Raw genomic sequence first — 15,559 nt, forward strand, 5'->3', positions numbered from 1 at the left:
GCATGCGTGCGCGACGCCCCTTTGCGTTGACTGCCCGCGTCCGTCAGTTATAGATATCGAACGAGAAGTACTTCTTCGCGATTCGCTGATACGTGCCGTCCTGAATCAGGCTCGCGAGTGCCTGGTTGATCTGCATGCGCAGCGCGTCGTCGTCCTTGCGCACGCCGATCGCGGAGCCGACGCCAAGCGTCTTCGGATCATGCAGCGGCGGCCCCGCGAATTCGAAGTTCGCGCCCTTCGCGGTCTTCAGGAAGCCGAGATCGGCCTGCACCGACGACTGCAGCGACGCGTCGAGGCGACCGGAAATCAGATCCTGATAGACGAGATCCTGCGTCTGGTACGTGCGCACGATCACGCCTTTCGGTTCCCAGTAGGTGCGCGCATAGGTCTCCTGCGTCGACCCCTGCTCGACGCCCACGCTCTTGCCGGCCAGCGACTCGGCGCTCGGCTGCAGGTGCGCGCCGCGCCGCGCGACGAGGCGCGGCGGCACGTTGTTGATCTTGTCGGTGAACGCGATCTGCGCGAGGCGCTTCTCGGTCACGCTCATCGACGACAGCACGCCATCGAACTTGCGCGCCTTCAGCGCCGGGATCATCCCGTCGAACGCGTTCTCGACCCACACGCATCGCACCTTCATGCGTTCGCAGATCGCGTTGCCGAGATCGATGTCGAAGCCGACGAGCTTGCCGTCCGGCGCAAGCGATTCAAACGGCGCGTAGCTGGGATCGACGCCGAGGCGCAGGACGGCCGGGTCTTTCGCGGCGGCGGCGCCGGCCGTCAGTGCGAGCGCGACGGCAATGACGCGTTTTTTCATGGTTGTCTCCAATACCGATTGATGTTGTTTGACGTGAAGCGAACGTGCGGCCGGTGGGCGAGACGGCCCGCGCCCGGCCATGCGCGGGTGGCTGGACGAGCGCCGGAAGATGCCGGCGGCCGTCCGGATCAGGGAATCCGGTGGTGGGGTGTCAGTGCGCGGTGCCGATGACGCGCGCCATGCTGCGGCGGTAGCCGGCGGGCGCGAACGTCGCGTTCAGCGCGGCCATCGACGCGATCACGCCGACATGCAGCCACCACGCGATCGAGAAACTGCCGCCCGCATCGCGCAGCCAGCCGATCAGCCACGGGCTCGACGCGACGGTCAGGAAGCCGATGCCCTGCACGAACGCGGCGAGCGCACCCGCGAGCCGCGCGTCGGGCAGATGGTCGAGCGTGACGATCAGGCTCAACGAGAAGAAGCCGCCGAGCCCGGAGCCGACGCTCGCGACCCACAGCCACGGCGCGAGCGCGGGCATCGTCGCGAAGCCGACGAAGCCGGCCGTCTGCAACGCGAGCGCGAGCCACAGCACCGGGCGGCGATCGTGCGAACGTTTCGCGAGCAGCGGCATCGCGAGCGCGCCGGTTGCCTGGAACAGCGCCATCCACGCGAGCAGGTTGCCGCTCGCCTGCGGGCTCATGCCGACGCTGCGATAGAACGCGGGCAGCCACGCGACGAGGCTCGCGTAGCCGCTGTTGCTGAGGCCGAAGAACAGCGCGAGCTGCCACGCACGCGCAATCCGCAGGAACGCGCTGACGGGGGCCGATGCCGCCGCGGGATGCACTGCCTCGCGCGGCGCCTTCGTGCGCCACAGCGCGAGCGTGACGAGCGCGGGCACGGCCCATACCGACAGCGACAGATGCCAGCCGCCGTGCGCGGCGAGCCACGGGCTCGCGACCGCGCCGAACGCGCCACCGCCGACCAGCGCGGCCGAGTAGAGGCCCATCGCGAGCGGCAGCCGATCCACGAACCAGCGTTTCGCGAGGCCCGGCGCGAGCGACTGGACCACCGCGACACCCGCGCCCGCGACGATCGCCGTGACGACCAGCCCGGTGCCGCTGCCGGCCCACAGTCGCGCGATGCAGCCCGCGGCGATCAGCATCAGCGCGGCGGTCAGCGCGCGGTGTTCGCCGATGCGCCGCGCGAGCCCGACGCCGACGCCGGCGACGACCCCCATCAGCACGAACGGCAGCGTGGTCAGCAGCGCGGCCGCGCGAAAGCCGAGGCCCGTGTCGGCCCGCACGAGGTCGAGCACGGGGCCGAACGCGGTCAGGAACGGACGCAGGTTGAGGCCGGCCAGCACCAGCAGCGCGAGCGCGCCATAGGACACGGAAGCCGCGTGCGGGCGGGGAACGGCTTGCGCGGTGCCGGGTTCGGTCATCGGAATGCTCCAGGGAAGGGCCGGTGGGGCCCGGTGATGCGATGCCGAAAGGGTAAAGGCGCGCCAGTCCAGGTGAAAATTAAATATTCGACTGGGTATCAGTGCGGAATGCGATGGCGCGGCGCCGCGTGGCGGGGCCGGATCGGGGAGGCGTCCGGAGCGGGCGGCGCAACGCGTGCGGGCGGGATTCGACGCGCGGTCAGGCCGCCGGCGCGTGCGATTCGCGACCCTGTTCACGGGCTGCTTCACGCGCGCCGACGAGCGCCCGGATGCGCGCGCGGTCGTCCGGCGTCGCAGGCGTGAAGATCACGAGGCTCAGGTCGGCGCGGCCGATCACCGAGAACGCCGAGTATTCGAGCGCGATCCGGCCAGCCAGAGGATGACGGATCTCCTTCGTCCCTTCGTCATGCGAATGAATGTCGTGGTCGCGCCACATCGCATCGAATTCGGCGCTCGTCGCGCGCATCTCGTCGACGAATGCCTGCACGGCGCGCGTCGCGCCGCCGCGCGCGATGTCGGCGCGAAACGCGCCCACCGCGAATCGTGCGACGCGTTCCCAGTTCGGTTGTGCGTCGCGTACGCCGGTGTCGACGAAGATCAGCCGCAGGATGTTGCGCGCGGGCGGCGGCAGCGTCGCGTAGTCGGTCAGCGTCGCGGCGGCCGCGTCATTCCAGGCGACGACGTCCCAGGTCGCCGTGCGCACGATCGCGGGGCTGGCGTCGAGCGAATCGAGCACGTGCTGCAGGCGCGGCGTCACGTCGCTGCTCGCGTGATAGCGCACCTCGGGCGGATGGCCGAGGCCGATCAGGAACAGGTGCTCGCGTTCGGCGTCGTTCAGCAGCAGCGCGCGGGCGAGCCGGTCGAGCACGTCGGCCGACGGTGCGCCGCCGCGCCCCTGTTCGAGCCACGTGTACCACGCGGCGCTCACGTGCGCGCGCTGCGCGACTTCCTCGCGGCGCAGGCCCGGCGTGCGGCGGCGCGCGACGGGCAGCCCGAGCGCGGCCGGATCGAGTTTCTCGCGGCGGCCCCGAAGGTACGCGCCGAGCAGGTTGTCGGGTGCGTCAGCCATAGCCTGTTAGTTCGTTTACCGGTAAACCGTCACGTCTTCACCGCGCGCGGCGGCCGACAGATAGTAAGCCTTCATTTCATCCGGAGGTGTTGAACATGCGTGTCTTTGTTACGGGAGCGTCGGGTTTCGTCGGCTCCGCGGTCGTCGCCGAACTCGTGGCCGCCGGGCATGCGGTGCTCGGCCTCGCGCGTTCCGACGCGGCTGCCGCCGCGGTCGCGGCCGCGGGCGCCGACGTCCATCGCGGGTCGCTGGAGGACCTCGACAGCCTGACGCGCGGCGCGGAGGCCGTCGATGCGGTGATCCACACGGGATTCAATCACGACTTCTCGCGCTTCGCGGAAAACTGCGAACTCGACCGCCGCGCGATCGAGACGATCGGTGCGGTGCTGGCGGGGTCGGCCCGGCCGCTGGTCGTCACGTCGGGCCTCGCGCTCGTCGCGCCCGGGCGCGCGGCGACGGAGGACGATCCGCACGTGCCGGTTTCGGCGGCCTATCCGCGTGCGTCCGAAGCGACCGCGGCGGCCCTGGACGCGCGCGGTGTGTGCACGTCGGTCGTGCGCCTGCCGCCGTCCGTGCACGGCGACGGCGATCACGGCTTCGTGCCGCGCCTGATCGCATTCGCGCGGGAGAAGGGGGCCTCGGCGTATCCCGGCGACGGCGGCAACCGCTGGCCGGCCGTGCACCGGCTCGACGCGGCGCGCGTGTACCGGCGCGCGGTCGAGCGCGGCGCCGCCGGTGCGCGCTATCACGCGGTCGACGATACGGGCGTGCCGTTGCGCGAGATCGCGGAAGTGATCGGCCGCCGGCTGAACGTGCCGGTCGTGTCGAAATCGGGCGCGCAAGCCGCCGAACACTTCGGCTGGTTCGCGATGTTCGCGGGGATGGATGCGCCTGCAACCAGCGAACGCACGCGAGCCTTGCTCGACTGGGCGCCGACGCAGGCCGGGCTGCTGGCCGACATCGACCGGCCGCGGTATTTCGAGACCTGATGCGCGCGTGCCCGCCGTCCTTCAATCGACCGGATGCAGATCCTGCAGCAGCGTCGGCACCAGCTCCGACACGGTCGGGTGGATGTGCATCGCGCGACTGATCGTCGTGTACGGCGCGCCGGCGGTCATCACGTCGAGCAGCCCGTGCACGACTTCGTCGCCCGTCACGCCGAGGATCGACGCGCCGAGAATCGCGTGGCTGTCCGCGTCGACGATCACCTTCATGAAACCCTGGCTCTCGCCTTTCTCGACCGCGCGGCCGACGCGCGTCATCGGCCGCGTGCCGACCAGCAGCCGGCGGCCGGTCTGCTTCGCTTCCGCGAGCGTCATGCCGACGCGGCCGAGCGGCGGATCGATGTACATCGCGTAGGCGGTGATGCGGTCGGTCACCCTGCGCGGATCGTCGTCGAGCAGGTTGGCCGCGACGATCTCGTAGTCGTTGTACGCGGTGTGCGTGAACGCGCCGCGCCCGTTGCAGTCGCCGAGCGCCCAGATGCCGGGCACGTTGGTGCGCAACTGGTCGTCGACCGTGATGTAGCCGTGCGCGTCGGTCGCGATGCCGGCCTGTTCGAGGCCGAGATCGCTGGTGTTCGGCACGCGGCCGACCGCGAGCAGCAGGTGCGAGCCCGCGACCTCGCGGCCGCCGCCGGCGCAGTCGAGGCCGATCACGACGCCGTCGCCGTCGCGCCGCGCGTTCAGGCAGGTCGCGTCGAGCTGCACGTCGATGCCTTCGTTCGCGAGGATCTCGCGCACGGCCTGCGATACGTCCTCGTCCTCGCGATGGATCAGGCGCGCGCCTTTCTCGACGATCGTGACCTTCGACCCGAAACGGCGGTACATCTGACCGAATTCGAGCCCGACGTAGCTGCCGCCGACGATCACGAGATGCGCGGGCAGGAAGTCGACGTCCATCATCGTCGAGTTGGTCAGGTACGGCACCGAGTCGAGGCCCGGCATCCGCGGAATCTGCGCGCGGCCGCCGACGTTGATGAACACGCGTTCGGCCTCGAGCAGTTCGTCGCCCACGCGCACCGCGTTGGGCTGCTCGAAGCGGGCATGACCCTGAAATACCGTCGTGTTGTCGAGCCCGCGCACCCATTGCTCGACGCCGTGGTTCGAGCGGCCGGAGATCTGGTCCTTGCGCGCCTTCACGGCCTTCATGTCGACGCTGACGGGGCCCGCCGACACGCCGTATTCCTGCGCGCGCCGGGCGAGCTGCGCGGCATACGCGCTGGCGATCAGCGTCTTGGTCGGAATGCAGCCGGTGTTCACGCAGGTGCCGCCGAAGCGGCCGCGCTCGACGATCGCGACTTTCATGCCGGCGCCCGCGAGCCGCGCGGCGAGCGGCGGGCCGGCTTGGCCCGTGCCGATGACGATCGCGTCGAAGTGTTGCGTCATGACGTCCTCCTGCGCTGGTTCAACGTGGGAACGGCGCACGCGCGAGCCGCATGCCGTGCCGGCGCGCGCGAACGGCGACGAGCGCCTATGGTAGTCCCGTTGGCGGGCGCTCGCGAGTGCCGCACGGCGGGGTCGCGGGCAGCGGGTTGCAACAACGCGCGGGCCCCGGCGTGACCGGGCGCGGCGCGCAGTTTCTATTCCTTGCGCACCCACTGGCTGAACGACACCGGGTGGCGCGCAGCGGCACGCACCGCGCTGACGAAATCGGGCTTGTCGGGGTCGAGCGGAAACGATTCCGTGTAGATGTCGCTGGAAAACAGCCACCGGTGCGTGCGCGGGTCATAGTGGAACGTCACGTAGTCGCTCCAGTGCTGTCCGCACGCGACGTCGTTTTGCACCGTGAAATAGTGCCCCTTCACCGCGATCCCGCCGTCGGCCGCGGATTCCGGATCGAACGGATCGCACTGCAGCGCGTCGTGCGCGCGCATCACGACGCTGTCGTTGCGCGCGGCGAGCCGGTAGGTATGGTCGGCCTGTTCCTCGTAGATGAGGAGCGGGCGCGGCGACGGTTGCTCGCGCGTATCGGTCGCGCGATGCACGACGACGAGCAGGCTGTGCCGCCCGTCGGCGAGCGCCGGCCCCGGCTGCGCGACGAACGGCCGGTAGCCGGCCGGCAGTTGCGCGGCGACCGACGGCGGCAGCGGCGCGGCGGCCTGCGCGTGGCAGCACCACGCGGCGCACAGCGGCGCGAGGGCTCGACGAACCGCCGCGATCGAGGCGATCGCGGCGGCATCGTCGGGATAGCGGGCGGCGCGGATCTCGATCATGGCGGGCGGCGCGGGAGGGCGGGAACGGCAGCCAGCATAGCAGCGCGCGGGCGCTTTCGGCGGGCGGCGAAGCGTGCCAGAATCATCGACTTCACCGTCGGGCGTCGACACGATTCCGTCACGGCGCGACGCGACACGCAGGCGCCGGCGCTTCGGCGTCGCTGACCCAGGAGACTTCGATGACTGCATCGGCTGCCGTACTCGCCATTCTGGCCGCGCTGTGGCTTGGCGCGATGATTCCGGGCCCGAGTTTCGTGCTGGTCGCCCGCAACTCGATCGGGCTGTCGCGCCGCGACGGGCTGGCCACCGCGCTTGGCATGGGCATCGGCGGGATCGCGTTCGGCGGCGTCGCGCTGGCCGGGCTGTATACGCTGCTGCAGGCGGTCGAATGGCTGTATGTGGGGCTCAAGCTCGCGGGCGGCGCGTACCTGATCTACATGGCGTCGAAGATCTGGCGCGGCGCCGACCGGCCGATCGCGATGGACGACCCGCAGGGCGGCGGCGCGGGCAGCGCGCGCAAGTCGTTCTGGACCGGCCTCACGACCCAGCTGAGCAACCCGAAGACGGCGATCTGGTACGGCAGCATCTTCGCGGCGCTGTTGCCGCAGCATCCGCCGCTGTGGTGCTACCTCGCGCTGCCGCCGCTGGTGTTCGGCGTCGAATTCGGCTGGTACACGATCGTCGCGCTGTGCTTCTCGAGCCGCCGGCCGCGCGAACTCTACCTGCGCGCGAAGAAGTGGGTCGACCGCGTCGCGGCCGGCGCGATCACGCTGCTCGGGTTGCGGCTGATCCTGAACGCGCCGAAAGCGGGGATCTGAAGCGAAGCGGTGCCGCCCGAAAGCGGCACCGTTTCATGCCTGACTGGCATGCCGCCACGGCTGGCCATTCCACGTAATGGTGGCCGGTTCAGCCGGATCCATCCGATCCGCCCGAGCCGCCGACCACAGCCCCTCAGCCCCCTCCGCTCGCCGGAAACCGCTCGAGCAGCGCCGCGAACCGCATGTCGTCCGGAAACGCCGTCACTTCATATCGCACGGGCCGGTGCGCGGTGGCCGTCATCAGGTCGCCGCAGGCGTCCCGCAGCGCGGCCATCGGCACGTGGGCCGACTGCCGCGTCGCTTCCCGGTACAGCACGACGATGTCCGTCTCGGGCAGCAGCGTCGGCACGCCGTCGCTCCACACGCCGACGCTGAACAGCTCGCCGTTCTGCCGCCGGTACACGGTGTAGGTCGCAACGAAGATGTCGGTGCCGTCCCGCTTGTGCAGATCGTCGAGCAGCGCCCGCTGATCCTGGTAGTCGCCGGCGAGCTCGTCCACGCGCAGCGCATGCAGCTTCGCTGCCAGCCCTTCCGGAATGAAGTTCCGCCACGCGGCGCCGTCCCAGCGCAGCATCAGCGGCGGCAGCGGGCGCGGCTGCGCGCGGGCCTGCTCGGCGAGTTCGACCATCATCGCGAGGCCGGTCGCGTTGCGGTCGCCGGTCAGCAGCAGCACGGCCCGGTTCGGCGCCATCACCACCGGTGCGCCGGAGATCGGCTGGCGGTGCAGCAGGTCGGTCAGCAGCAGCCGCGCCGCGTCGTAGTAGTCGCCGAACTGCGACACGAGCACGCCGTCGCGCAGCGCGGCCCACGGCGCGGACGACGCGCCGCGCAGGTTGTCGATCGCGATGTCGCATGCGGCGTCGAAGCTGACGCCCCATTCGGCGAGCCGCGCCGTCGTCAGCCGCGCGACGCTGAACTCGCCGTCGTAGGCGATGCCGACTTCCAGGTTCTCGCAGAGCGGCCGGAACGCGACCTCCGACGCGGCCGGCTGCCCGGCGAGCTGCAGCGCGACCACGCCGCGCTCGGTCGCGCTGCGGATGATCGGGCGCAGCCGGGTCCGGACCTCGGCGAAGTTCGACGGGATCTCGTGCTGCATCATCGCGCTCGCCTGGCGCTTGAGCGTCGCTTCGCGCTCGGCGGGCGTCGCGCCCGCATAGTCGCGGAACAGGTTGTGCAGGTTGATGATGTTCGACGGGACGTCCGCCTGCACGAGACGGCCCTTGTCGTCGTCGTGAAGCCACTCGCGCGTGTCGCCGGTCGCACGCAGCTGGGCGATCAGGCGTTCGGCGAAGTCCTGCCGGGTCGGCGGTTTGCTGAAGCGCTCGCGCAGGCGCGCGACGAAGTCGGAAAGCATCGTGTGCGGTCGGGCGGGCCCGTCTCTTATTGGTCTTTCGTTGTCATGGGCGGCGGCGCCGGTCTCCCGAGACGCTGCCTGCGGCCCGCGGATATCGGCCGGATATCCATCACGCGACCAGCGGCCCGCGCGCCGGTTGCCGGGCGGCGCGGGCCCGCATCGGGCGCGGTCGCGCGGCGGGTGTCGCGATGGTACCGCACGTCCGTGACGGAATCGAAGGTTGTCGAACCCGGCCGGCGCGCGCGCACCGGCGCCGGGCGGGGCGGCGCGGCGTCGGATGGCGGCCGGACGCGCCGCCGACGCGGTGCCGGCCGTGTCCGCGGTGGCGGTCGTCGGCCCGCAAGCCCTTGTGCGGCGGGCGTCCAAGCCGGTTGCACGGGGTGCCGTGCCGGGCCGCTTCCCCGATTCTGGCGGTCCACCGCCCGACGACGTGTAAACTGCTGCCTTTTTGACGGTTTGCAGCATGGTGCAAGCACCCCCGCGCCCGGCACTGAGCGGCCCGACGCTCGTCCGGCTGCTCGCGCGCCTGACCGATGCCGACGTCGCGGAATCCCGGCAGGCGCTGTCGGACCGCCTGAGCCAGTGGCTCGGCTGGACCGACGCGATCACGCTGTCGTCCGCGCTGAATGCGAGCCCGCCCGGCGTCGCGGCCGGCGTGCGCGGTTACGACGCCGAACGCGACTGCGCGCGCGTGCGCCACGACCTCGCGCAGGCGATCACGGCGGACAATCGCCCGCGCACGCGGCGGCGTCCCGGCGAGTTGCCGCCGCCGCCCGCCGACACGGCCGACTTCGCGGATTTCCGCCAGCGCTGCCTGACCCTGCAGCAGGAAATGGAGACCGCGATCGGCCAGTTGCGCGGCCGCCTGCGGGTCGCGCTCGCCGCGCGCGCGTCCGGGATGGCACGGCTCGCGGCGCTCGACGCGATCATGGAGCGCGTGCTCGGCGCGCGCGAGCGCAGCCTGCTGTCCGCCGTGCCCGCGCTGCTCGGCACGCGCTTCGAGCGGCTGCGCGACGCGGAACGGCAGGCGCTGGCCGACACGCAAGCGGCAGCCGACGCCGACGCACCGCCAGCCGCGGCGATCGTGCCCGGCACGTGGCTCGACACGTTTCGCGACGAGATGCAAAGCATCCTGCTCGCCGAACTCGAAGTCCGGTTTCAAACGGTAGACGGGCTGCTCGCGGCCCTTCGTACCTGCTAATCAATACGCTATGTCCAGAATTCGTCTCGATCTCGTTGTTTTCGTCGCCGGTTTGCTCGCGGTGTGCTGGATCGGCGTCGGCTATGCCGCGTCGAACCCGCTCGCGGCGGCCGTCACGCTGCTGATCGGCGCGTGCTACGTCGCCGGTGCGTGGGAACTGCTGCGCTACCGTCAGGCGACTGCCACGCTGTCGCGCGCGGTGACCGGCCTGGCCGAACCGCCGGCGAAGCTCGACGCGTGGCTCGATACCCTGCACCCGGGCTTGCGCGGCGCCGTTCGCGCACGGATCGAAGGCGCGCGCGTCGCGCTGCCGGGCCCGTCGCTGACGCCCTATCTCGTCGGCCTGCTGGTGCTGCTCGGCATGCTCGGCACGCTGCTCGGGATGGTCGTCACGCTGAAGGGCACCGGCGCCGCGCTCGAAAGCGCCACCGACCTCGACGCGATCCGCGCGTCGCTGATCGCGCCGGTGAAGGGGCTCGGGTTCGCGTTCGGCACGTCGATCGCGGGTGTCGCGACGTCCGCGATGCTCGGCCTGCTGTCCGCGCTCGTGCGCCGCGAGCGGATCGACGCGGGCCAGCAGCTCGACGCGACGATCGCGACGACGCTGCGCGTGCATTCGTCCGCGCACCAGCGCGACGAATCGTTCCGGCTGCTGCAGCGCCAGGCCGACGTGATGCCGGCGCTGGTCGACCGGCTGCAGACGATGATGACGACGCTCGAGGCGCGCAGCGTCGCGCTGCACGATCGTCAGGTCGAAAGCCAGCAGGCGTTTTTCGACCGTACCGAGCGGGCATATGCGGGCCTGGCCTCGAACGTCGGCGACGCGCTGAAGGAAAGCGCCGCCGAAAGCGCGCGCGTGGCCGGTGCCGCGCTGCAGCCGGTCGTCGCCGCGACGATGACGGGGCTGGCGCAGGAGATGCACGCGCTGCGCGACACCGTGACGGGCGCCGTGCAACGCCAGCTCGACGGGCTGACGGACGGCTTCGAGAAGACCACCGAAAACGTGACGGCCGTGTGGAACCGCGCGCTCGACGCGCAGCGCCGCGAGGGCGACGCCGTCGCGCAGCAGTTGCAGACGACGCTCGGCCAGTTCACCGACACTTTCTCGCAGCGCTCGACGGATCTGCTGGAAGGCGTCGCGACGCGCCTCGAATCGACCGAGCGCCGTCTGTCGGACGTGTGGCGCGATGCGCTCGCGCGCCAGGAGCAGGTGGGCGAGGCGCTGGCCGGCCAGCATGCGCAGGCGCTGGGCGAAGCCGCCGCGACGTTCGAGCGGCATTCGGGGGCGGCGCTCGCCGCGATGCGCGAATCGCATGCGGGGCTGCAGACGCAACTGGCCGCGCGCGATGAAGCGCGCCTGTCGGCATGGAACGACTTGCTTGCCGCGATGGCGACGAAGCTCGGCGACGAATGGCAGCGCGCGGGCGCGCACAGTGCGGGCCGCCAACAGGAGGTCTGCGACGCGCTCGCACAAACGACGCGCGATCTGACCGCGCAAGCCGCAACGTTCGAACAACGCTCGGCCGATCTGCTGGCGACGATCCGCGATTCGCATACGGGCTTGCAGACGCAACTCGCCGCACGCGATGAAGCACGCCTGTCGGCATGGAACGACTCGCTCGCCGCGATGGCGACGAAGCTCGGCGACGAATGGCAACGCGCGGGTGTGCATAGCGCGGGCCGCCAGCAGGAAATCTGCGACGCGCTCGCACAAACGACGCGCGATCTGACCGCACAAGCGTCCACGTTCGAACAACGCTCGGCCGACCTGCTGGCGACGATCCGCGATTCGCATACGGGCCTGCAGACCCAACTCGCTGCACGCGATGAAGCACGCCTGTCGGCATGGAACGACTCGCTTGCCGCGATGGCGACGAAGCTCGGCGACGAATGGCAGCGCGCGGGCGTACACAGCGCGGGCCGTCAGCAGGAAATCTGCGACGCGCTCGCACAAACGACGCGCGATCTGACCGCTCAAGCTGCAACGTTCGAACAACGCTCGGCCGACCTGCTGGCGACGATCCGCGATTCGCATACGGGCCTGCAGACGCAACTCGCTGCACGCGACGAAGCCCGCTTGTCCGCCTGGAACGACTCGCTGGCCGCGATGGCCGCCGCGCTGCGCGACGAATGGGCGCGGACGAGCGCCCAGGCCGCGACGCGCCAGCAGGACATCTGCGACACGCTGACCCGCACCGCGAACGACATCACCGCGCAGGCGCAGGTGCACGCAAGCGACACGATCAACGAAATTGCGCGCCTCGTGCAGGCCGCGTCGGAAGCGCCGAAGGCCGCGGCCGACGTCGTCGCCGAGCTGCGCCAGCGCCTGTCCGACAGCATGGTGCGCGACACCGCGATGCTCGAGGAGCGCAGCCGCCTGCTCGCGACGCTCGAGACGCTGCTCGGCGCGGTCAACCACGCGTCGACCGAGCAGCGCACCGCGATCGATGCACTCGTCAGCACGTCGGCCGATCTGCTCGATCGCGTCGGCGCGCGCTTCAACGATGCCGTCGATGCCGAAACGCGCAAGCTCGATGCGGTGACCGCGCAGGTCACGGCCGGCGCGGTCGAGGTCGCGAGCCTCGGCGATGCGTTCGGTTCGGCCGTGCAGGTATTCGGCGAGTCGAACGACAAGCTGCTGAACCACCTGCAGCGCATCGAGGCCGCGCTCGAGAAATCGCTCGCGCGCAGCGACGAGCAGCTCGAGTACTACGTCGCGCAGGCGCGCGAGGTGATCGACCTGAGCATGATGTCGCAGAAGCAGATCGTCGAAGACCTGCAGCACATCGCCGGTCGGCGCGCATCGGTCGGAGCGTAACGCATGCACGACGAAATCGACGACGGCGCGCCGGCCGCGCCGGTCTGGCCCGCGTTTGCCGACCTGATGTCGGTGCTGCTCGGCGCGTTCGTGCTGATCCTCGTCGGCGTGATCGGCATGCAGCTGCAGCTCACGTCGAAGCTCGAGGAAGCGGTGCGCGCGCGCCAGCAGGAAGCACAGCAGCGCAAGTCGCTCGAGGAGGCGCTCGCCGGGCCGCTCGCGGCCGGCCGCGTGACGCTCGTGAACGGCCGCATCGGCATCAGCGGCAACGTGCTGTTCGCGCTGAACTCCGACCAGCTTCAGCCCGCGGGCCGCGATCTGTTGAAGACGCTGGCCGGGCCGCTGGCCGCGTACCTGAAGACGCGCGACGAGATCCTGATGGTCAGCGGCTTTGCCGACGACCAGCAGGTGCATGCCGGCAACCGCCAGTTCGCGGACAACTGGGAACTGTCGGCCAAGCGCGCGCTGACGGTCACGCGTGCGCTGATCGACGCCGGCGTGCCGGCGCCGTCGGTGTTCGCGGCGGCGTTCGGCTCGGAGCAGCCGGTCAGCTCGAATGCGGACGATGAAGGCCGCGCGAAGAACCGCCGCGTGGAGATCGCGCCGGTGCCGCGCAAGACCGCATCGAGCGGAGGGAAGGCGAAGTGACGGACGACGCGACGCACGTGCGCGCGACGCTCGATGCGTGGCGCGAGCAGGGCGCGGACCGGCTCGATCCGGTGCGCTTTCATCGGCTCGACGCGCTCGAGAAGCGCGCGGCCGCGCTCGACGGCGATGCGCGCGCGTTGCTCGACGGGCGGCTTGCCGCGTTGCTGGAAGGGTTTGCGGAGAGGGTCGCGCGGGCCGATGCAGCGGCCGCCGCACGCGAGATCGTGCAAGTCACGGCACCCGCGCCGGTGCGCAGCGGGCTCGGCGAGCTCGTCGCCCGGCTCGCGCGCGATGCGCAGGCCGACCGGCGCGGGATCGATCCCGAACTGATCGACTATTTCCGCACGATGTGGTCGAAGGTCCGCACCGAGCAGCAGTATCGCCAGTCGCTCGACCAGGTGCCGCGCAACGCGGGGCCGCTCAATTCGAACAGCCTCGTGCATCGCTCGCTCGCGACGATGCGCGAGCTGTCGCCGGAATACCTGCAGCAATTCCTGTCGTATATCGATGCGCTGGCGTGGCTCGAGGATCTCGCCGGCGGCGCCGCGCAGCCCGAGAAGGACGCGCCGCGCGCGAAGGCCGCGAAAGCGGTGAAGCCGGCGAAGAAGACCACGCGCGCCAAGGCGCGATAACACGCGCGTTCCGGCCGCGCCGGTCGCGTCCGGCCTAGCGGCCGGTTGCCTGTTCGTCGATCGCCGCCCGCAGCGCGTGCAACGCATCGGTCAGCGCCGACGCGAACGGCGGATGCGCGGCGATGCCCGCCGCGTCGAGCTGGCAGCCGAGGATCGGCAACGTGATCGACGCGCGCTCGACGAGGCACGCCGACATGACCGACAGCGTTTCCCGCAGCGCCGCGTCCGCATGCGTGGCACGCGGCGACGCGTTCAATATCGCGACCGGCTTGTACACGACCGCTTCGCATCCCACGACCCAGTCCAGCGCATTCTTCATCACGCCCGTCACGCCGTGCGCATATTCCGGGCTCGCGATCAGCACGCCGTCGGCGGCGTTCAGCCGCTCGATCAGGTCGCGCACCGCGGCCGGCGACGGAGATTCGGCATCGGGATTGAACAGCGGAAATTCACCGAGGCGATCGAAACGCGCGATGCGCATTCCGCGCGGCGCGACGCGTGCTGCCGCGTCCAGCAGCGCCGCGTTGTACGACTGCGCACGCAGGCTGCCGCACAGCGCGACGATATCGATGCAGCGCCCGGAATCGGTGCGGGTTTCGTTGTCCATTGCGGAATGTGTCGATGCGTGGCTCGCGCGGCGGTGGCGCGCGGATCCGGCGAATTATCGCATCGGTGCGCGAGCGAGGTGAGCAACGTGGGCGACCGGACGCGCGTGGCCGACACCGCGCACGGGATGCCATTCGGGTTCGCTACGCCGTGCATTCACGTCTGGACACCTGACGGCATCGACGTCGGTCATCGCGGTTGCCTGCGCCAGTTCATCGAGTGTCCAGCCTTTGCCGAGCAACAGCCGGCGCGTGTGCAGCGCGCCGTGCACGTGATCCGCGACGGTTTCGCCGAGATAACGCAGCGCACGGCCTTCGACGTCGACGAAGCCGTGGCGGTAGTCGTGCGCGAGCGCGGTCCACAGCTGCGCCGCGCCGACCGACTGGCGCGCGCCGCTGATGAGGCACAGGCCCGCGTCGAGCCCCCATCGATACAGCGTCGTCGCGAGGCCCTTGCGTTGCGCGGACCCGCGCAGCCGCGTGTGCGGCGCGCGCAGGTAGCGGTCCGCGCGGCGCGGGAGTTCGGGCAAGCGGTTGAAGATCGTGTAGCCGGCGAGCTGCCGGGCCGCCGGATCCTCGACGTAAAGGAAGTATTCGCCGTCCGCCTCGCGGTGGCGGACGATCAGGCCCGAGCCGCCGAGCGCGACGGCCGGCAGGCCGTGCAGGCGATGGCCCGGCTGGTGCAGACGTGCGTAGAGCGTGTCGAGTTCATCGTCGATGTCGTGCTGGGAATGCTGTACGTCGATACGCATGGCAAAGGGCGCCCGTCTCGGGCGCGTCGAGAAAGTGGGTCATGGCAACGGGAAACGGAAATGGAAGCGGCCCCCGGGCTCGACGCGCGAGCCGGGGCCGCGAATCAGCTGGGGATGTGCTGGAAACCGGCGGCGATCGCGGCGAGGCCCGCGATGCAGAGTGCGAACAGGATCAGGACTTTGTGGATCACGCCTCTCTCCTCTTGAATGCGCGGCGCCGAAGGGCGGGGCCGCGGAGACGGTGATGGCGGGC

Annotated in this window: 14 protein-coding genes; 6 read left to right on the top strand and 8 right to left on the bottom strand. The window is 70.7% G+C overall.

Translation table 11 applies throughout. The features are described 5' to 3' along the window. Positions 1-43 precede the first annotated feature (43 nt). The 3 genes from ACTJKF_RS15535 to ACTJKF_RS15545 form a co-directional block, all read right to left on the bottom strand. Positions 44-814 (bottom strand): ABC transporter substrate-binding protein, encoded by a 771-nt coding sequence (locus tag ACTJKF_RS15535; protein WP_440624398.1) that lies wholly within the window; start codon positions 812-814, stop codon positions 44-46. A 151-nt stretch (positions 815-965) separates the two neighbouring features. Continuing rightward, the gene (locus ACTJKF_RS15540) at positions 966-2,195 is read right to left on the bottom strand and encodes a cyanate transporter (RefSeq protein ID WP_440624399.1); all 1,230 of its coding nucleotides are present in this window, start codon (positions 2,193-2,195) and stop codon (positions 966-968) included. Positions 2,196-2,394: 199 nt separating this feature from the next. Beyond that, positions 2,395-3,264, bottom strand: coding sequence for a helix-turn-helix transcriptional regulator (locus tag ACTJKF_RS15545; RefSeq protein WP_440624400.1), 870 nt, complete (start codon positions 3,262-3,264; stop codon positions 2,395-2,397). A 95-nt stretch (positions 3,265-3,359) separates the two neighbouring features. On the opposite strand from ACTJKF_RS15545, the gene ACTJKF_RS15550 reads away from it, so the two are divergent. Next, a complete protein-coding gene (locus tag ACTJKF_RS15550) occupies positions 3,360-4,253 on the top strand; it encodes an SDR family oxidoreductase (RefSeq protein ID WP_440624401.1) in 894 nt (297 codons plus the stop codon). A 21-nt stretch (positions 4,254-4,274) separates the two neighbouring features. On the opposite strand, the gene ACTJKF_RS15555 is transcribed toward ACTJKF_RS15550, so the two are convergent. Both ACTJKF_RS15555 and ACTJKF_RS15560 read right to left on the bottom strand, forming a co-directional pair. After that, the gene (locus tag ACTJKF_RS15555; RefSeq protein ID WP_440624402.1) at positions 4,275-5,651 is read right to left on the bottom strand and encodes an FAD-containing oxidoreductase; all 1,377 of its coding nucleotides are present in this window, start codon (positions 5,649-5,651) and stop codon (positions 4,275-4,277) included. A 194-nt stretch (positions 5,652-5,845) separates the two neighbouring features. Beyond that, positions 5,846-6,478, bottom strand: a complete 633-nt coding sequence (locus ACTJKF_RS15560; RefSeq protein ID WP_440624403.1) for a hypothetical protein — start codon at positions 6,476-6,478, stop codon at positions 5,846-5,848. 179 nt (positions 6,479-6,657) lie between these two features. On the opposite strand from ACTJKF_RS15560, the gene ACTJKF_RS15565 reads away from it, so the two are divergent. Continuing rightward, complete coding sequence (locus ACTJKF_RS15565; RefSeq protein WP_440624404.1) at positions 6,658-7,296, top strand: LysE family translocator; 639 nt, start codon at positions 6,658-6,660, stop codon at positions 7,294-7,296. Positions 7,297-7,429: 133 nt separating this feature from the next. Here ACTJKF_RS15565 and ACTJKF_RS15570 read toward each other — a convergent pair whose 3' ends face one another. Continuing rightward, complete coding sequence (locus tag ACTJKF_RS15570) at positions 7,430-8,650, bottom strand: hypothetical protein (protein ID WP_440624405.1); 1,221 nt, start codon at positions 8,648-8,650, stop codon at positions 7,430-7,432. Positions 8,651-9,113: 463 nt separating this feature from the next. Here ACTJKF_RS15570 and ACTJKF_RS15575 point away from each other — a divergent pair, with 463 nt between their 5' ends. Genes ACTJKF_RS15575 through ACTJKF_RS15590 form a run of 4 tightly spaced genes read left to right on the top strand, consistent with a single transcriptional unit; the run spans position 9,114 to position 13,949 of the window. After that, positions 9,114-9,851 carry a DUF3348 domain-containing protein gene (locus tag ACTJKF_RS15575; protein WP_440624406.1) on the top strand — a complete coding sequence of 246 codons (738 nt, stop codon included), beginning with the start codon at positions 9,114-9,116 and terminating at the stop codon, positions 9,849-9,851. A gap of 10 nt (positions 9,852-9,861) precedes the next feature. Further along, positions 9,862-12,669: a DUF802 domain-containing protein gene (locus ACTJKF_RS15580; protein ID WP_440624407.1), complete on the top strand. Its 2,808-nt coding sequence runs from the start codon at positions 9,862-9,864 to the stop codon at positions 12,667-12,669. A gap of 3 nt (positions 12,670-12,672) precedes the next feature. Continuing rightward, positions 12,673-13,317, top strand: a complete 645-nt coding sequence (locus tag ACTJKF_RS15585) for an OmpA family protein (protein ID WP_440624408.1) — start codon at positions 12,673-12,675, stop codon at positions 13,315-13,317. Continuing rightward, entirely contained in the window at positions 13,314-13,949 is a 636-nt protein-coding gene (locus ACTJKF_RS15590) for a DUF2894 domain-containing protein (RefSeq protein ID WP_440624409.1), read from the top strand. Before ACTJKF_RS15585 ends, ACTJKF_RS15590 begins: the two co-directional genes overlap by 4 nt. A gap of 34 nt (positions 13,950-13,983) precedes the next feature. On the opposite strand, the gene ACTJKF_RS15595 is transcribed toward ACTJKF_RS15590, so the two are convergent. Together ACTJKF_RS15595 and ACTJKF_RS15600 are read right to left on the bottom strand one after the other, a co-directional pair. Beyond that, complete coding sequence (locus tag ACTJKF_RS15595) at positions 13,984-14,556, bottom strand: NADPH-dependent FMN reductase (RefSeq protein ID WP_440624410.1); 573 nt, start codon at positions 14,554-14,556, stop codon at positions 13,984-13,986. A 54-nt stretch (positions 14,557-14,610) separates the two neighbouring features. Continuing rightward, positions 14,611-15,306, bottom strand: a complete 696-nt coding sequence (locus ACTJKF_RS15600; protein ID WP_440624411.1) for a histone acetyltransferase — start codon at positions 15,304-15,306, stop codon at positions 14,611-14,613. Positions 15,307-15,559: the final 253 nt, after the last annotated feature.

Source organism: Burkholderia sp. 22313 (assembly GCF_052045245.1).
GTDB lineage: Bacteria > Pseudomonadota > Gammaproteobacteria > Burkholderiales > Burkholderiaceae > Burkholderia.